Raw genomic sequence first — 15,555 nt, forward strand, 5'->3', positions numbered from 1 at the left:
TGGGGTTGGTGTCTCCGGCGGCCGCCCCTCGGGCAGGGGCAGCCGCCGGAAATGGACCCACCCGTCGGGTCGCCCACAGGGGTTTGGTCGGTGTCGCTCCCGGCGGGTGGGAGTTCATGGCTCGGTCAGTGGGGGATGCCGTCGATGATGTCGCGGGCGTCCTGGCGCAGCAGCTCGGCGCAGACGCGGGAGCCGAGCGTGCCGGGGTCGTTGGAGGTCTCGCCCCAGATGTGGGCGTGCGCGAACGTGGAGCCGTCGCGGGAGAAGACCATGCCGCGCAGGGACAGCTGTCCGTCGGGTTCGGTGGTGCAGTACCCAGCGATCGGGCTGTTGCAGTGCCCGCGGAGGCCGTGGAGCATGACGCGCTCGGCGGTCGCCTCGGTCTGCGTCTTCGGATCGTTGAGCCGCTCCAGCAGGCCGGCGACGGGGGTGTCGTCGCGGCGGCACTCCAGTGCCAGGACGGCGGCGCCGACGGCGGGCAGCATCTCCTGGACCGGGAACTCGTAGACGATGCGGTCGGTCATCCCGAGGCGTTCCAGGCCGGCGCGGGCGAGGACCATGGCGTCGGCCTTGAGGTCGCCGGTCTTCCCGTCCAGCTTCTCGAGGCGGGTACCGACTGCACCGCGAACTCTCACCACGTTCAGGTCGGGGCGGCGGGCGAGGATCTGGGCTTTGCGGCGCACGGCGGTGGTCGCCACGGTGGCCCCGGGCGGCAGGTCACCGAGGCTCTTGACCGGGCTGCCGTCCGGCACGACCAGGACGTCGCGCACGTCGGCGCGCGGCAGCATCGCGGCGAAGATCAGCCCTTGAGGCATCGGCTGGTCGCCGGGTACGTCCTTGAGGCAGTGGACGGCCATGTCGATGTCGCCGCGCTGGAGCTGCTGGTCGATGGCCTTGACGAACAGGCCCTTCCCTCCGAGCTGCGCGAGGTCGCCCTGCCACTTGTCGGCCTCGGTGGTGGTCGGCACCGTCTCGATCGTCAGGTCCGGGACGAGCCGGCGCAGCAGGTCGGCTACCTGTTGGGTCTGGGCGAGGGCCAGGGGGCTGGAGCGGGTGCCGATCCGCAGCACGCGCTCGGGGAAGTCGGTCACGGACGTCTCTCCTTGGGTCGGTGTTCGAGATAGACGGGTAAGGGGCCGGTGCGGGCCCGGGTGAGGCGGGTGACGTGCCGCTCGTGCAGGAGCGTGATGGCTTCCTCCTCCGGCACCCAGCGGCATGCGGCCACCTCGTCCCGCTGGAGCGTCAGCCTGGCAGCCTCTGCGGTGGTGACGGGGAGGGTGCCGAACAAGAAGGTGACCCGTGCCCGCCGGTCGGGGGTGCGGGGCAGCACCCACTCGACGGCGAGCAGCGTGTCTCCCTGCCGGTCCAGGCCCAGTTCTTCGGCAAGCTCCCGCCGCAGCGCCTCGCGGGGTGTCTCGCCGGGTTCAACGAGTCCGCCGGGCAGGCGCCACGCTGCTTCGCCGGTTCCGGGCGGCTGCACGATCAGCACCCGCTGGGCCTGGTCGGTCAGCAGGCCGTAGGCCGCGGCGGGGAATCCGGGCGGGGTTGGGCTGCTCATTCTTCCCCGTCGTCGTACCAGTCCGAGTCCCAGTCGTCCGGGCGCGGGTAGCGGCGCTCCGGGGTGTGGGTGCGGATGTAGCGGTCTACTAACCGGCCCTGCGTCTCACCGGGCTTCCCCGTGGCGCTGCGGCTCGTTTCCTGCCTGGCGGCCCGGATCGTGTCCTTCTTTTGCCCATGCTGTGCTGTGGCCCTTCTGATGGTGCGGGTGGTGCCCACTCCGGCCGGCCCGGTGCCAAGGGGGTAGGCACTCGGGGACGGTGATGGCCGGGGTGGGGGTCAGTGGGTGGTGATGCCGTAGGCCAGGGCGGCTATCAGCCCCAGGACGACGGCGATGTAGAGCACCTGGTCCCGCATGGTGATCACTTCTGCCGTCGGCACGCCTTGCCGTGCCGGTAGCGGTTCCACGGCGGCGTCGCCTCGTCGGCGCCGCGGGCCTCGATGCGGTGCGGGCAGTCGGCCGCGAAATGGCCGTGGAACTCCCCGTAGCCGCGGGCCCAGCGGTAGAGAGCACGGGGCCACATGCAGCACCACAAGAGCCAGGAACAGGCGCGCCGTGCGGCCTCGCCCAGGCTGGGCGGGCCGGTCTCTCCGGGCATCCGTGTCACGTAGGAGGGTCCGCGGCCTATCGCGCTGAGCACCGCGCCGCCCGTACAGAACCAAACGACGAAAAGTAAGGCTCCGATGACTGCTGGCTGCGTGCTCATGCGACGTCCTCCGCCAGGTCCCAGGAGGCCCACATCAGCAGCACAGCGGCCTCCAGTTGGGTCGTCAGGTCGTCGGACAGATCAGCCGGGGCGACGGTGAACGGGGCGCCTTCGGTGTGCTGGAGGGCGTCCTGCCGTAGCTGCCGGGTGAGGTGGTAGGCCGCGCGAGTCCTGGACGCCCTGACCACCGACTCCCGGGCACGCCACGCCTGCCGGGCCAGAACGCGGGCCCGGTCCTCGGCGCGGCTGTTCTTCCACAGCACCCGCAGGAAGCGGTTCTCCAGCACGGCATCGATGCTGCCGTCCCGCTCCAGCAAGCCGGCCATCAGCCGGGTGAGGGTGAGCACTCTGTTCTCAGGCACGACTCCTCCGAAGGGATGCGGCCTCACGCTGTTCCAGTGCCTGGACGGCCGCGAGGGCGGTCTCGCCGTAGGGGATGCCGCGGATCTTCCGGGCGCAGTCCAGGCAGGCGGATGCTGCGGCGGGAGGGCCCGAGCCGCGTTCGATGACGTCGATGATCTCGACGTCGTCGGCGTGGCCTTGGTGCCACTGGCACCATCCGGCACTCATCTGGTCGTTCCTCCGGTGTTCTTGTCAGTGGGGGCGGCGGGCGTAGGGGTCTTGTTGCCCGAGCAGGTGCGGCAGCGGGCGCCGATGCTTCTGATGCCGTCGTCCTGCGCGTCGTTGCGGACGGTCAGCGGGCCCCGGCAGTGGGGGCAGGTGCCGTACCAGCCGGGCCGGTGCAGCGCCGATGTGAAGGGGGCCGGCTCAGTCATGGCGGCCGTCCTTGCGGTGGCGGCACCACGGACACCGGCAGACAGGCCACCGCGTGGTCGCCAGCACCGTCGCCGCGCGGACGATACGCGGCCTGGTCCAGGAGCGGCCCGAGTCGCGAGAGACGCGGATCATCATCCGACTCACGACCGGGCACCCCCGCGCAGCTGCCGGTAGAGCGCCGCCCGCTCCCGCTGGATCTCGTGCACCTGGGCGTCGTAGGCGGCGCGCTCGGCGTCGGTGGCCGGCCGCAGGTTGCCCGGGGCGGCGGTCCACGCGTAACGGGTGGGGGTGATGAGCTGGCACCTGCCGCCCGGCCATACGTGGATGACGCGGCCGGTCCACGCCGGCGACGGCGGCGAGGCCACGGCCGTGGACTCGTCCGCCAGATAGGTACCGGTGCGGTACGGGACGGCGGGGAGGGGAGCGCCTACCGGAGCGGGGGCAACTCCGGTAGGCGGTGTGGGGGTTGGTCTCAGGTCGGTAAGCACAGGGCACCCCTGCGGTTTCGCAAGTAGTCGAAGTGCTACCGACCGTATGGAGTTGAGACCTCAGTCACCATGACAGTTTCGGGTGCGGGGTGGGCGAACTATCACGGAGCGTTAGAGCGGTACTCGCATCGCGTCGGCGAGGTCCCGCATCTCCTGTGACAGGGTGCGGCGCCGTTCGATCACCCGGCTGAGGATGTCCTGTCCGTAGCGCTGCGCGACGAGCCACTGCGGGGCCTCGTCGTAGATGCTGTGCAGGATCTCCGTGCAGCGCGCATCGTCGTGCAGGCGTAGGTGCGCGTCAGCAACGTCCAGCAGATGGCGGCAGCGGCCGGACCTGCCGCCGCCCCGGGCGGGGCGCCAGTCGCGCACTGCTTGGTGTAGGCGTAGCACCCGGTCAGGACGGCGCTGGATGGCCGCGTGTTCGGCCTTCTGCTGGGTGACCGTGACCGGCCCGAAGTGCCGGAGATGGTCGGGCCCGGTGATGACCTCGCGTCCGAGACCCACGGCGGCGATCTGCGCGAGCCTGAGCGCGTCGGCGGCCTCGCCGGGACGGTTGTCCCGGACAGCTGCCGCCCCGGCGCGCAGTTGCAGGCCGCCCCACACAGCCAGCTCTTCCGGACGGGCCTTCGACATGCGGGGCTCCACATCGTCGGCCCACCGCGTCGCCAGCTCGGCGGCATCCTCCAGTCGGCCTGCGCGGAGCAGCTGCTGGCATTGGGCGACGACGGCGGCGCCCCCGTCCAGTTCGTCCGAGGCGGCGTCCAGGGCGCGCTGGGCCGCGTCGGCGGCGGCTTCGTACTGGCGGACCTGGCCCAGGTACGAGATGCATAGCTGCATTGTCTGGTACCGCAGACGGCGGGCACCCGTCGTCCGTTCCAGCGCCTGTACGTCCCGGATGAGGGCGGGGAGCATGCGGCCGAGATCGTCGTACTGTTCCCGCGCGAACAGCGCGCGCCCGCCCGCCAGGGCGCCGCGAACTCCCGCCTCCGTCGGAGGTTCGGGCAGTTGCGTCGGCGGCGCTTTCAACGCGGTGACCACGGGGCGCCATGTGTCGGCGTCCACGGGCGGCACCCAGTGGGTCTCGCCCTTCAGCAGCCTTGTGGTAGGCACGTCGAGTGCTCGCGCCAGGCGGTGCGCAGTCTCCAACCGGATGTCACGCTTTTCCCCCTGCTCCAGCTTGCTCACCAGGGAAACAGAAAGTTCGGCGGCGGCTGCAAGCTCCGTCTGGCTCATTCCGCGCCGCTTGCGGATCTCACGCAGCCGAGAACCAATGTCGTCGGGCATACTGGGCTCCGTTCTGACGTAGACACTCAGAACGGTACGCGCTCCCTTGGCCCGGGGGCGATGTTCACGGCCCCTACTCCTCAGTGGGTAGGGGCCGTTGACGTGTCCGGATGTTCCCAGCACACCCGAACGAGCCCTCTCGAAGTGCCGACCGCTGGCACCTGTCGCACGGTGGTGTCATGGCTGCACCACCGATCGTCGTCTACCCGCCCGACGAGGACGGCGGACGCCGCGTCCGCGCGCGAGGCGCGATCCTCGGCCGCGCCTACAGCACCACCGACCTCCTAGAATTCCTCCGCCGCGCCGGCCTCGACCCCGACGACATCACCCTGGACGACACGCTCCTCCAACGCCTTGACGGCTGCGCGGGCGGTCTCGCCGTAGGGGATGCCGCGGATGTTCCGGGCGCAGGGCAGGCAGGCGGACGCTGCGGCGGGAGGGCCCGAGCCGCGTTCGATGACGTCGATGATCTCGACGTCGTCCGCGTGGGCCTGGTGCCACTGGCACCATCCGGCACTCATCCGCTCGTTCCTCCAGTGTTCTTGTCGGCGGGGCCGGCGTGGGAGTCTTGTTGCCCGAGCAGGTGCGGCAGCGGGCGCCGATGCGTCTGATGCCGTCGTCCTGCGCGTCGTTGCGGACGGTCAGCGGGCCTCGGCAGCGTGGGCAGGTGCCGTACCAGCCGGGCCGGTGCAGCGCGAGGCGTGCGGGGACGGGCTCAGTCACGGCGGCCGTCCCGTTCCCGGCGGCACCACGGACACCGGCAGACAGGCCACCGCGTGGTCGCCAGTACCATCGCCGCGCGGACGATACGCGGCCTGGTCCAGGAACGGCCCGAGTCGCGAGAGACGCGGAGCGTCATACGACTCATGACGATGGCCTCACCGGTCGGACGGCCGCGAGATGGCGCTCCCGGTCCCTGTCGTAGGCCTCCCGCTCCCGCTGAGTGGCCTCGCGCAAGTGCTGCGGGTCGGCCCACCATTCGTAACCGGTGTGCGTAATGAGCTGCATGGCCCCGTCCGGGCGGGTCTGCTGCACCCGTCCCGTCCACGGCGGTTCAGGCGGCACCGATCCCTCAGTGCGCTCGTCGACCCGGTACGCGCCGCGCTCGTGGCGCGTGATGCCCTTCTGTGCGGCCTCCATGACGACCCCTTGTGGCGTAAGTGATCAGGTAGTCACCGACGGTAGGAGTCGCGGCACACGAGAGGGGGCACAGAGTGTGCCCCCCGAATTGGTGAGAATCAGGCGGCAAGTACGCCGATCTTCACGGCGAGTTCGGAAGCACGCCGCCGCCGCTCCGGACTCTTCGCCTCGGTCTCCTCCAGGACGATCCGCCTTGCGTACCCGTTGTAGCGGATCGTCTCGGGCGCAGCCTCGAACGCCTTGTCCAGAGTGGCCAGCGCCGCCTCTGGCTGCCCGTCCAGCTGATAGCCGCGGGCCTCCTCGATGCGATGCCGCGAGCGGCGCGGCCTGGAGGGAATGGCCGTCGCGTCGGCAGCGGCGGCCTGCCGCACGCTTTCCCCGCCTGCATGCAGTTCAACGGCTACCGTGACGGCGTGCGCGCTCATAATGGCCTGCGAGAAGGAGGTCACTGGGTGGTAATAATCCGCAGGCAGCGCGCCTGCCTTCGCGCGGGCCTTGTCCCACCAGCCCCACGCGGACCCCGTATCTCCCCGGCGCGCCGCCGTGTACCCGGCCTCGAACTCCAAGGCACCCGCAATGGCCAGCACGTCGTCGGTGGCGTCTTGCAGGCGCGGAGCAAGATACTCCAGCGTCGCCATGGTCACCTCGTCCGCCGCGTCGAAGTGGGCCGGCCCCGAGTCACGGTGGGCCTGGGCCGTGAGCCATGCGGCGACGCCGATGGCATGTGGATCCTCGGATTCCTGAGCAGCGACCATGCTCCGCTCGGCGACCCGCCACAGCAGCGAGGCGGCCGGCTGGTAGGCCACGAAGAACTGCGACAGCGAGTACACCTCGGACAGGACGGCTTGTGCCTCTCGCCTATCAGCAGCGGACTCAGCCTGTCGTACCGCGAGTTGTGCGTCCCTGATCAAGTCGGGCAGCAGCTGCCCGAGCACTTCCCGATGATTCGCTGCCTGATGCCGGGCGGTCCAAGCGCGGGCGAGCCTGGCGGCCACGTGCTCGCGGGGCGGTGCCTCCTGGCCGGTGCTGCTGATCGGGTAGGCGTTCACCGCAGCCGCGACGGCAGGCAGCAGTGGGTGCCCCGGGCCGGTGAACAGGTCCACCCCCACGCTCTGGTCGCCTGTCAGGTCTGACAGCGACCGAACGCGAAGGACTTCGGCAATACGAAGGATCATCGGCAGTTTCGGGGTCTTGAGCCGCCCGTTCTCGACCTGCTTGACCCAGCTCGGCGACATACCGAGGAGCCCGGCCAGCACGGTGCGGGGCATGCCACGGCGTTCGCGGAGGATTTGCATGCGTTGGCCGAATGCCAGCGGCTCGGTGTAAGGGTCCGGGGTACCATCGTCAGACACGGCCTTGCCCCTTTCTGAACAGCTCGTCACTGTCAGCATAGGAGGTAAGGCCGTAACTCTGCGTCCTCGTAAAAGGAAAGCTCCCAAGATGCGAGTGCGGTCAACTGGACGCACGAGGGTGCCATGGCACCGGTCGTCGTCTACCCGCCCGACGAGGACGGCGGACGCCGCGTCCGCGCGCGAGGCGCGATCCTCGGCCGCGCCTACAACACCACCGACCTGCTCGAATTCCTCCGCCGCGCCGGCCTCGATCCCGACGACATAGCTTGGACGACCCCGGACTGATCGAGTGGCGCGGCGGAGGCCCCGGTGGCAGCCAGGCGGCGCCGTCTGAGGGACGCATCAGCCCCCACTTCCGTGAGGAGTGGGGGCTGATGACGTGCCGGGGTGGGAGGGGTCAGTCGCGTGACCGGGACGAGGTGTAACGGGTGGCGCGGTCGCCATGGCAGATGTACTCGCCGTACTCCACGACCCGGTCGTCGGCGTCAACGAACCGGTTGTAGCCGACGAGGAGAGCAGCTGGCCGGACCGTGAGGTCGAGGAGTTCGGCGTCCTCGTCGGTGGCGATGCGGGAGTGGATGATCTCCTCCGTATCTGTCCAGGCCCACCCGGTGGCATCCTCGATCGCCTGCAGCGTGCCGCCCGGGATGCGCTCGGCCACGAGGAGCTGTGGCACGGACTCGGCCAGCTCCGCCGAGAACCAGGATGTGCTCGCGGAGACCGGGCCGTCCTCGTTGCAGGTGACCCGCTGGCGACGGATCGCCTCCTGGCCCGGCTCGATGCCGAGGGCGTCAGCTGCCCGCTCGTCTGCCGGTGCGAGCCCGGCGGAGAGGATCTTGGCGTACTGGCCCGGCGGGTAGATCCGGCCGGTGGTGTGCGCTGTGCGGGCGCGATCGGCCGGGGAGTGGTGGAGGCCGGCGCGGGTGGTCACTACGGTGCCGCTGCCCTGACGGGAGGTCACCAGGCCCTCGGCCCTCAGCACGCCGAGGACTTTGGTGGCGGTGGCTCGGGAGATGCCCCACTCGTCTGCGAGCTGGCGTTCGCTCGGCACGGCCGCGCCCTCGGCCAGCTGGCCGGTGACGATGCGGTCGCGCAAGTGGCTCACCACTTGGAGGTACGGGGGAAGTGGCCTGTCGATCTCGGGACTCACGAGGTTCCTCCTCAACTGGTGGACTAGGCCACCATGAGAGGGCGTGTCACGCAGCGCATTTGGCTGATCACGCCGGATGCGTCATCGTGATCCGCCTCTCCACCAACGGAAGGCAGGCACATGAAGACGCTCATCGCCCGCGTATGGCGGGCCCTGGCCGGTGGGATGCAATGGCGCATCCTCTGGCTGGCCCACGCGAAGTTCATGGTCGGCGTCACCGGCATCGTCCGCGACGACCAGGGCCGCGTCCTCCTGCTCCGCCACCGCATGTGGCCACAGGACCGGCCGTGGGGCCTGCCCACCGGCTACGCCAACAAGGGCGAGCCCTTCGCCGACACGGTGGTGCGCGAAGTGCACGAGGAGACCGGCTTGGAGGTCAAGGTCGGCCGTCTCGTGCACCTCAAGAGCGGATACCGGCTGCGCGTCGAGGTCGTGTACGAGGCGACGTTCGTCGGCGGCTCCCTCAAGATCGACAGCAAGGAAATCTGGGAGGCGCAATGGTGCTCCCCAACATCCCTGCCGGACGGCCTGCACCCGTCCCACCGGGACCTGATCCTCAGCGATACGCCCGCCTGACTCCCGGCGAAACACTGACGGGCGACCCGGGCCCGCTCATCGACGCACTGACCGCCATGTGCACGGACATCGGCCAGTACGCCGCGCAGCAGCACCCCGACCACCAGTGGCAGCCCCTCCCGAAGGTGCTCCGCCAGTGGCAGAAGGCGGGCATCGACTGCTCCCCGTTCTGGGACGGCTACACCGACGTCCAGGACCGGTACACCACACTCGGGCTGGCCAAGCTCCTGCCCCTCGACCGGTTCATGGTCGCCCACCACTCCACCAGGCCCGGCGCGTTCGGAGGGTTCCACCACCCGGGCCAGGGATACCGGCATCTCCAGATGATGGCGCTCGTCACCGTCTACGGAGACATGAGCGGCCCCCTCCCCGCGCGGTCCGAGTTAGCGCTCCTCGACCTGCTGAGGGGCTACGCGCACGACTGCCTGCACTACGGGTCCTTCCGCCGCTACCAGCTGCGCGGCGACGGCACGGTGGTGCGCACCCAGTACGGCATCAACTACCGGACGGCCCAGGGCCGTACCTACTCCGCCCCGGACCCGCGCGGCACGGAGCACACCCGCAACCTGGGCGTCATCATGGAAGGAGCCTGCGACCGCGAAGCTCGCGCCATCACCCGGGCCTCCGCCCGCGAACACGGCATCACCGAACCGGACGGGCCGGACCGGTACGCCTACCGGGACGTGACCGGCCAGCTCGATGCCGCCGACTGCACCGCCCTGGCCGCCGGAGTGACAGGCCAGTGCGACGAGCACACTGCCTACCTGACCGCCATGGACCGGTACGAGACGGGCGTGGATACCGCTACCGGAGGTTCCTCGACCACATCGGCGGGCCCGAGTCCGACGACCTGCACAGCGTGATCCTCGCCGCGATCATCAGCGGAGGCATGACCACCCTGTGCCGGTGGCTCGACAGCCGCTACGGGCCCGGCTCGTTCGCCGCGATGTTCATGACGGACGGCTACCTCGATCCCGACAGCTTGGACCTGGCGAGCTGAAACGCCAGGCCGGCCGAAACCTGCTGAGGCCGCCATCCGGCGCACATGCGTGAGCGCCCCTGTCCTCCCGGAAGAGGGCAGGGGCGCGTCAGCGTGCGATGAGTTCGCAGAGGGTCAGAACCAGCGCGCCGAGCCCGGTGAGGGCGCCGAGGGCCGGCAGGGGCCAGGCCGTCACGGCGAGAGCAGGTCCCAGGTCCGTATCCAGGAACCCGAGCCCGTCCGCCACGCAGGCCTCGACCCCGACAACACAGCTCCGGACGCCCCGACCTGATCGAGTGACGCGGCGGCGGCCCCGACGCGCGGAGGCCTCACGGCACCACCTGCCCCGTCTACCGGGCCACGGCGCCGGCCAGGTCCACGAGCAGCACCCATCCGCCCCAACCCCCAGTGCGCTCGGCCTCATCAGCCGAGGTCTCATCAACCGACGTCTCATCGACCGAGCCCTCACCTCCCGAGCCCTCATCTGCCGAGGCGTTGGAACCGGCGTACGGCCAAGGGGAGGAAGACGGCCGTCAGGGCCAGCGGCCAGGCCACGGCCATCAGGTGCGCGTGGTCCTCGATCCAGGTGCCGCCGGTCGGCAGCGGGTTGCCGAACAGTTCGCGGACCGCGTTGGCCGTGGCCGAGACGGGGTTCCACAGCGCCACGGCGCCCAGCCAGTCGGGCATCGCGGAGGGCGGGGTGAAGACGCTGGAGATCATGCCGAAGGGGAAGGCGACGGCGAAGAGGTTGCCCGCCGTCTCCTGGTTCCTGGCCAGCAGGCCGAGGAGGACTCCGACCCAGATCAGCGCGAACCGCAGCCACAGCAGCAGTGCGAAGGCCGCGAGGGTGGCGAGCGGGCTGCCCTCCGAGTGCCAGCCGACCACGAGGGCGATGGCCCCCAGTACCGCCAGGTCGAGCGCCGCGTGCAGCACGTCGGAGACGCCGCGCCCGGTGACGACGGCGGACGGCGCCATCGGCATGGAGCGGAAGCGGTCGGTGACGCCGCGCTCCTTGTCGACGACCACGGCCATGGCCGTGTTCATGAAGCCGAAGGCCATCGTCATGGCGAACATGCCGGGCATGGCGTAGTCCTCGTACGCGACCCCCTCACCGACGTCCATGGCGCTGCCGAAGACGTAGACGAACAGCAGGACGGAGACGAGCGGGAAGCCGAGCTGCCAGGCGATGAGGGAGGGCTGCTTGGCCAGGTGGGTCAGGTCGCGGCGGACGATGGTCCAGCAGTCGGCCGCCGCCCAGTACAGCCGCCGGCCGACACCCTCCTCCACGCAGACGGCCCCCTCGTGGGCGGCGTCCCGGATCTCCTCCGACGCGGTCCGCCGCGTCTCCTCGTGTGCGGTCTCCACGGTGTTCATCGGGCGGCCTCCGTCCTCTCTCCGTTTTCCTCGGGCTCCCCGCTCTCCCCGTTCTCCGTCCTCTCCCCGCTCTCCCCGTTCCGCTCGGGCTCCCCACTCCCCGCGCCGCCGGCGCCCCGGCCGCCGGTCAGGGTCAGGAAGACCTCGTCGAGTGTGGGGCGGTGGAGGCCGAGGTCGGCCACGGTGATGCCCGCGTCCTGGAGGGCGCGGGCCACCTCGGTGAGGGCGGGCACCCCGTCGGCGACGGGCGCGTTGACCCGCAGCCCGGCCGGGTCCGTCTCCGGCTCGGTGCCGTCGAGGGCGACCCGCGCGAGGGCCGCCGTGACGGCGGGCAGGTCGCGGGACTCGGCGGCCACTGCCTCGACGCGGTCGCCGCCGATCGCCCGCTTGAGTCCGGCGGGGGTGTCCTCGGTGACGTTGCGGCCCCGGTCGATGACGGCGATACGGTCGGAGAGCTTGTCGGCCTCGTCGAGGTAGTGGGTGGTCAGCACCACGGTGGTGCCCCGCTCGGTCAGGCCGCGCACCGCCTCCCACACCTCACTGCGGCCTCGTGGGTCGAGCCCGGTGGTCGGCTCGTCGAGGAAGAGCACCTCGGGGGCGAGGATCATGCTGGAGGCCAGGTCGAGGCGGCGCCGCATGCCGCCGCTGAAGCCCCGCGGCTGGCGGTCGGCGGCGTCGGTGAGGCCGAACTGGTCGAGGAGTTCGGCCGCGCGGCGCCGGGCCCGGTCCGGGCGGAGGTGGAAGAGGCGGCCGAACATCTCCAGGTTCTGCCGGGCCGTGAGGATCTCGTCCACGGCGGCGTGCTGCCCGGTCAGTCCGATCCTGCGGCGCACGGCGCGCGGCCGGCGGCGCACGTCGTGGCCGCCGACCGTGGCCCGGCCGCCGTCGGGCCGGGCCAGGGTGGTCAGGACGCGGACGGTGGTGGTCTTGCCCGCGCCGTTCGGGCCCAGCAGCCCGTAGACGATGCCGCGGGGGACGGCGAGGTCGAGGCCGTCGAGGGCCCTTTTGCCGCCGTAGGACTTGGTCAGTCCCTCCGCGACGACGGCGTACGAGGGCGCGGTGGCGGTGCGGGACGGTGAGTGCGGTGCTGACGGTGAGCGCGGTGCTGCTGCCGGTGCGGGTGCGGGTACCGGCTTCGGTACGGGCATCGATCCCCTCCTTGTATCTGGGTACGCTGTACCCAGATGAAAAAGCGTACAGCCTACGCAGTTGCGCGCAAGGGAATTCCGCCGGCCGGGGTCTCCTACGATGGCCGCACCATGACGACAGAGCACCCCGGGGACCGCGACACCGGTCTGGCCCGTCTCGTCCGCAGCCTCGACCTGCTGTGGGGCCGCACCGGACGGGACCGGCCCGCGCGCGGACCCAAACCGGGGCTGACGCTCACCGGGATCGTGGCCGCCGCCGTCGCCCTCGCCGACCGCGAGGGACTGGCCGCCCTCTCCATGCGCAGGCTCGCCGGTGAACTGGGCGTCGGCACGATGTCCCTCTACCGCTACGTGCCCGGCAAGGACGAACTCGTCGCCCTGATGGTCGACCACGTCGAGACGCCCCCCGACGAGCTGGACCTGCGGCGGGGGCGGACCTGGCGGGAGACGCTGGAGCTGATGGCCGAACAGACCTGGGAGCTGTACACGACGCACAGCTGGCTCATCCAGGTCAACCAGGCCCGGCCGGTCCTGGGCCCGCACTCGATGGCCGGGCTCGACTTCGCGCTCGCCGCGCTGGAGGGGCTGCCGCTCAGCGGCCAGGAGAAGATCGGCGTCCTGGTCGGCCTCGACAACCTGGTGCTCGGCGCGGCGCGTTCCCACGTGCTGCACCAGCAGGCGGCGCAGCAGACCGGCGTCAGCGACGAGGAGTTCTGGCGCACCCAGGAGCCCTACATGGTGCGCGGCATCCAGGAGGGCGGGCTCCACCGGCTCGCCGCCCTCCCCGAGGACTCCTTCGCCACCGACGCCGTCACCACCATGCGCTTCGCCGTCCGCGCCCTCCTGGACGGCTACCAGCGCCTCGTCGAAGAGCGCCGGCCGGCGGGTGGTGACGGCTGGGCTGAGGGCGGTATGGACGGCTGAGGGCGGGGCGGGGCGCGTCGGCCACCCCAGCGGCGGAAGCCTCGGGCACCGCGGCGGAAGCAGCCTCGGCCGCTGCGGCGGAAGCCGCCTCAGTCGCCGGACGGCAGAAGCCGCCTCAGTCACCGCACGGCAGAAGCAGCCTCAGTCACCGCACGGCAGAAGCGGCTTGGTCACCGCACGGCGGAAGAGGCGGCGTCAGCCGCGGCGGCGGAGGTGTCAATTGCCGCTGCGAGGCGGCGCCGGTCGCCGCTGCGAGGCGGCATCAGTCGCCGCGGCGGCGGAAGAGGCGGCGCAGGCCCCACCAGAGGCCGAGGGCGACGGCGAAGGTGGCGGCGCCGACACCGAGCGCGCGGTTGTCGTCCGAGCGGCCGGAGGTGCCCGAGGCACCATCCCCCTGGTGTCCGGGCCCTGACGCGTCGCGGCCCGCGGCGGACTCCGGTGCCGCCTCCCCGTCCAGCCGTACGGGTTCGACGCCGCTGCCGCTCCCCTCGGAGCCGAACATCAGCGTCCGTCCGTCGGGCGCGAAGGTCACCGACTCGCCCTGCCGCTGCAGCGGTACCGCTACGGAGCCGATCTTCTTCGGCCTGCCGTCCTGCCACCGGTAGGCGTACCCGCTGAAGTACCCGCGCAGGATCAGCCGCGTCCCGTCGGGCGAGAACGCACCGTCGGTGGCCTCGAAGTCGATGCCGGCGACCCGCGTGAAGGTGTTGACGCCCCCGGCGACGAGCCGCTCCGGCCCCGCGTAGACGCCGCCCTTGCCCCTGTCGCTCTTGCTCGCGATGTAGACCCGGCCCGTCTTGGGGTGCACCATCAGCGACTCGGCGTTGCGGGGGCCGTCCGCGTACCTGACGGTGTAGCGGGTCGGCGTGACGGTGATCTCGCCGCGCAGCCGCCCGGGTTCGGGGAAGCGGTAGATCCACACCTCGGACCAGGAGCCGTCCAGGTTGTCGCCGATGTCGCCGACGTACACGTCGCCGTCCGGGCCGACGGAGACCGCCTCCACGTCGCGCGGGTCGATGCCGCGCATCGTGACCCGGGCGACCGTCTTCCCCGTGCGGCCGTCCACGGCGTACACGTACGGGCCGTCGTCGGAGTCGTTGTGCGTCCAGTAGACGCCCTTGTGGGCGCGGCTGGCGGCCAGGCCGCTGGACTCGGTGATCCGGGGGTCCCGGATGGTGAACCCCCGCGGCTCGTCCGCCGCCGCGGCGGGAGTGGCCACCGCCCCCGCGACCGACACCGCTCCGGCCAGACACAGCCCACACAGCCCCACCGCGGACACACGCACTCGCACAGACATGAGCCCAAGTGTCCAGCATCACGGTGCGTGTCGGCGCACCGTCCACCAGGATGTGCGCATGCGCATCCTCTTCGTCGGCGATTCCATGACGATCGGGGCGGCCGGCGACCACACCTGGCGCTACCGGATGTGGCAGCACCTGACGCGCACGCTCCCCGACGGCAGCCCCCACATCGTCGGCCCGCGCACCGCGCTGCACGAGGGATCGCACGCCTACGCCGACGCGGACTTCCCCGCGCACGCCCGCGCCCACCTGGCGGGCTGGGGCGAGGGCTGGTTGCACATGGCGCGGGTCGTGCGCGAGACGGTGGCGGCACACCGGCCCGACACCCTGCTGGTCTCACTGGGACTGATAGACCTCGGCTTCTACACCGACCCGGAGCAGACCCTCGCCAACGTCGAGTCGTTCTGGGCCGAGGCCCGCGCCGCCGATCCGCTCCTGCGGGGCGTGGTGCTGCCGGTCATCCCCAACATCCGGGCCGCGACCGACCCGTCCTTCGCCGCCGCCTGCGCGCGCTTCAACACCCTGCTGGCCAAGGCGCTGGCCGACCTGTCCGAGCCGCGCTCCCCGCTGCTGCTCGCCTCGGTACCGCCCGACTGGTCGCTGGAGAGGGACACCTACGACGGCACCCACCCCTCGGCCGAGGGGGAGCACCGGATGGCCGCCGCGTTCGCCGACGCGCTCCACCAGGCGTGGGCCGTGGGTGGGCCGTACCGTGTCGCACCGTCGGATTAGCCGCATAAAACGCTCAAACGCCGATACGGTCACATCCCGGACGCGAACCGCACCCGCGCGCCCGCG

Annotated in this window: 20 protein-coding genes and 1 pseudogene; 5 read left to right on the forward strand and 16 right to left on the reverse strand. The window is 71.3% G+C overall.

The window, feature by feature from the left end; all coding sequences use genetic code 11:
• Positions 1 to 125: 125 nt before the first annotated feature.
• From hemC to FM076_RS14500, 11 genes are all read right to left on the reverse strand, one after another.
• On the reverse strand, positions 126 to 1,091 hold the full coding sequence (gene hemC / locus FM076_RS14450) for a hydroxymethylbilane synthase (RefSeq protein ID WP_345945008.1): 966 nt from the start codon (positions 1,089 to 1,091) through the stop codon (positions 126 to 128).
• Positions 1,088 to 1,558: an NUDIX domain-containing protein gene (locus FM076_RS14455; RefSeq protein WP_173870925.1), complete on the reverse strand. Its 471-nt coding sequence runs from the start codon at positions 1,556 to 1,558 to the stop codon at positions 1,088 to 1,090. The genes hemC and FM076_RS14455 overlap by 4 nt, the downstream gene beginning before the upstream one ends.
• 361 nt (positions 1,559 to 1,919) lie before the next feature.
• Positions 1,920 to 2,156 (reverse strand): hypothetical protein, encoded by a 237-nt coding sequence (locus tag FM076_RS14460; RefSeq protein WP_173870927.1) that lies wholly within the window; start codon positions 2,154 to 2,156, stop codon positions 1,920 to 1,922.
• A gap of 104 nt (positions 2,157 to 2,260) precedes the next feature.
• On the reverse strand, positions 2,261 to 2,626 hold the full coding sequence (locus FM076_RS14465; RefSeq protein WP_173870929.1) for a hypothetical protein: 366 nt from the start codon (positions 2,624 to 2,626) through the stop codon (positions 2,261 to 2,263).
• Positions 2,619 to 2,834, reverse strand: coding sequence for a hypothetical protein (locus FM076_RS14470; protein ID WP_173870932.1), 216 nt, complete (start codon positions 2,832 to 2,834; stop codon positions 2,619 to 2,621). The genes FM076_RS14465 and FM076_RS14470 overlap by 8 nt, the downstream gene beginning before the upstream one ends.
• Positions 2,831 to 3,040: a hypothetical protein gene (locus FM076_RS14475; RefSeq protein ID WP_173870934.1), complete on the reverse strand. Its 210-nt coding sequence runs from the start codon at positions 3,038 to 3,040 to the stop codon at positions 2,831 to 2,833. The genes FM076_RS14470 and FM076_RS14475 overlap by 4 nt, the downstream gene beginning before the upstream one ends.
• 141 nt (positions 3,041 to 3,181) lie before the next feature.
• Entirely contained in the window at positions 3,182 to 3,406 is a 225-nt protein-coding gene (locus tag FM076_RS14480) for a hypothetical protein (protein WP_243274497.1), read from the reverse strand.
• Positions 3,407 to 3,640: 234 nt separating this feature from the next.
• Positions 3,641 to 4,813, reverse strand: a complete 1,173-nt coding sequence (locus FM076_RS14485; protein ID WP_173870936.1) for a helix-turn-helix domain-containing protein — start codon at positions 4,811 to 4,813, stop codon at positions 3,641 to 3,643.
• 284 nt (positions 4,814 to 5,097) lie between these two features.
• Positions 5,098 to 5,334, reverse strand: a complete 237-nt coding sequence (locus tag FM076_RS14490; RefSeq protein ID WP_173870938.1) for a hypothetical protein — start codon at positions 5,332 to 5,334, stop codon at positions 5,098 to 5,100.
• 343 nt (positions 5,335 to 5,677) lie between these two features.
• Positions 5,678 to 5,953 carry a hypothetical protein gene (locus FM076_RS14495; RefSeq protein ID WP_173870940.1) on the reverse strand — a complete coding sequence of 92 codons (276 nt, stop codon included), beginning with the start codon at positions 5,951 to 5,953 and terminating at the stop codon, positions 5,678 to 5,680.
• A 98-nt stretch (positions 5,954 to 6,051) separates the two neighbouring features.
• Entirely contained in the window at positions 6,052 to 7,305 is a 1,254-nt protein-coding gene (locus FM076_RS14500) for a helix-turn-helix domain-containing protein (protein ID WP_173870942.1), read from the reverse strand.
• 123 nt (positions 7,306 to 7,428) lie between these two features.
• On the opposite strand from FM076_RS14500, the pseudogene FM076_RS14505 reads away from it, so the two are divergent.
• A pseudogene (locus tag FM076_RS14505) lies at positions 7,429 to 7,613 on the forward strand (hypothetical protein); the annotation flags it as partial.
• A gap of 89 nt (positions 7,614 to 7,702) precedes the next feature.
• On the opposite strand, the gene FM076_RS14510 reads toward FM076_RS14505, so the two are convergent.
• Positions 7,703 to 8,455: a UTRA domain-containing protein gene (locus FM076_RS14510; protein ID WP_173870944.1), complete on the reverse strand. Its 753-nt coding sequence runs from the start codon at positions 8,453 to 8,455 to the stop codon at positions 7,703 to 7,705.
• Between the two features lie 120 nt (positions 8,456 to 8,575).
• On the opposite strand from FM076_RS14510, the gene FM076_RS14515 reads away from it, so the two are divergent.
• Positions 8,576 to 9,031, forward strand: coding sequence for an NUDIX domain-containing protein (locus FM076_RS14515; RefSeq protein WP_173870946.1), 456 nt, complete (start codon positions 8,576 to 8,578; stop codon positions 9,029 to 9,031).
• 56 nt (positions 9,032 to 9,087) lie between these two features.
• Positions 9,088 to 9,894, forward strand: coding sequence for a hypothetical protein (locus tag FM076_RS14520; RefSeq protein WP_243274498.1), 807 nt, complete (start codon positions 9,088 to 9,090; stop codon positions 9,892 to 9,894).
• Between the two features lie 225 nt (positions 9,895 to 10,119).
• Here FM076_RS14520 and FM076_RS14525 read toward each other — a convergent pair whose 3' ends face one another.
• The 3 genes from FM076_RS14525 to FM076_RS14535 all read right to left on the reverse strand — a co-directional run bounded on the left by FM076_RS14525 (position 10,120) and on the right by FM076_RS14535 (position 12,532).
• On the reverse strand, positions 10,120 to 10,257 hold the full coding sequence (locus tag FM076_RS14525) for a hypothetical protein (RefSeq protein ID WP_173870948.1): 138 nt from the start codon (positions 10,255 to 10,257) through the stop codon (positions 10,120 to 10,122).
• Positions 10,258 to 10,490: 233 nt separating this feature from the next.
• Positions 10,491 to 11,384 (reverse strand): ABC transporter permease, encoded by an 894-nt coding sequence (locus FM076_RS14530; protein ID WP_173870950.1) that lies wholly within the window; start codon positions 11,382 to 11,384, stop codon positions 10,491 to 10,493.
• On the reverse strand, positions 11,381 to 12,532 hold the full coding sequence (locus tag FM076_RS14535) for an ATP-binding cassette domain-containing protein (RefSeq protein WP_173870953.1): 1,152 nt from the start codon (positions 12,530 to 12,532) through the stop codon (positions 11,381 to 11,383). Before FM076_RS14535 ends, FM076_RS14530 begins: the two co-directional genes overlap by 4 nt.
• A gap of 111 nt (positions 12,533 to 12,643) precedes the next feature.
• On the opposite strand from FM076_RS14535, the gene FM076_RS14540 reads away from it, so the two are divergent.
• The gene (locus FM076_RS14540; protein WP_173870955.1) at positions 12,644 to 13,456 is read left to right on the forward strand and encodes a TetR/AcrR family transcriptional regulator; all 813 of its coding nucleotides are present in this window, start codon (positions 12,644 to 12,646) and stop codon (positions 13,454 to 13,456) included.
• A 262-nt stretch (positions 13,457 to 13,718) separates the two neighbouring features.
• On the opposite strand, the gene FM076_RS14545 is transcribed toward FM076_RS14540, so the two are convergent.
• The gene (locus FM076_RS14545) at positions 13,719 to 14,753 is read right to left on the reverse strand and encodes a hypothetical protein (protein WP_173870956.1); all 1,035 of its coding nucleotides are present in this window, start codon (positions 14,751 to 14,753) and stop codon (positions 13,719 to 13,721) included.
• Positions 14,754 to 14,811: 58 nt separating this feature from the next.
• On the opposite strand from FM076_RS14545, the gene FM076_RS14550 reads away from it, so the two are divergent.
• Complete coding sequence (locus FM076_RS14550; RefSeq protein ID WP_173870958.1) at positions 14,812 to 15,489, forward strand: GDSL-type esterase/lipase family protein; 678 nt, start codon at positions 14,812 to 14,814, stop codon at positions 15,487 to 15,489.
• Positions 15,490 to 15,555 lie beyond the last annotated feature (66 nt).

The organism is Streptomyces albus subsp. chlorinus (assembly GCF_013302895.1).
Lineage (GTDB): Bacteria > Actinomycetota > Actinomycetes > Streptomycetales > Streptomycetaceae > Streptomyces > Streptomyces chlorinus.

Coding starts and splice junctions, on each gene's coding strand:
- FM076_RS14455 (WP_173870925.1), bottom strand. CDS start 1,558: ATGAGCAGCCCAACCCCGCCCGGATTCCCCGCCGCGGCCTACGGCCTG.
- FM076_RS14460 (WP_173870927.1), bottom strand. CDS start 2,156: ATGCCCGGAGAGACCGGCCCGCCCAGCCTGGGCGAGGCCGCACGGCGC.
- FM076_RS14470 (WP_173870932.1), bottom strand. CDS start 2,834: ATGAGTGCCGGATGGTGCCAGTGGCACCAAGGCCACGCCGACGACGTC.
- FM076_RS14475 (WP_173870934.1), bottom strand. CDS start 3,040: ATGACTGAGCCGGCCCCCTTCACATCGGCGCTGCACCGGCCCGGCTGG.
- FM076_RS14485 (WP_173870936.1), bottom strand. CDS start 4,813: ATGCCCGACGACATTGGTTCTCGGCTGCGTGAGATCCGCAAGCGGCGC.
- FM076_RS14490 (WP_173870938.1), bottom strand. CDS start 5,334: ATGAGTGCCGGATGGTGCCAGTGGCACCAGGCCCACGCGGACGACGTC.
- FM076_RS14495 (WP_173870940.1), bottom strand. CDS start 5,953: ATGGAGGCCGCACAGAAGGGCATCACGCGCCACGAGCGCGGCGCGTAC.
- FM076_RS14515 (WP_173870946.1), top strand. CDS start 8,576: ATGAAGACGCTCATCGCCCGCGTATGGCGGGCCCTGGCCGGTGGGATG.
- FM076_RS14520 (WP_243274498.1), top strand. CDS start 9,088: ATGTGCACGGACATCGGCCAGTACGCCGCGCAGCAGCACCCCGACCAC.
- FM076_RS14530 (WP_173870950.1), bottom strand. CDS start 11,384: ATGAACACCGTGGAGACCGCACACGAGGAGACGCGGCGGACCGCGTCG.
- FM076_RS14535 (WP_173870953.1), bottom strand. CDS start 12,532: ATGCCCGTACCGAAGCCGGTACCCGCACCCGCACCGGCAGCAGCACCG.
- FM076_RS14540 (WP_173870955.1), top strand. CDS start 12,644: ATGACGACAGAGCACCCCGGGGACCGCGACACCGGTCTGGCCCGTCTC.
- FM076_RS14545 (WP_173870956.1), bottom strand. CDS start 14,753: ATGTCTGTGCGAGTGCGTGTGTCCGCGGTGGGGCTGTGTGGGCTGTGT.
- FM076_RS14550 (WP_173870958.1), top strand. CDS start 14,812: ATGCGCATCCTCTTCGTCGGCGATTCCATGACGATCGGGGCGGCCGGC.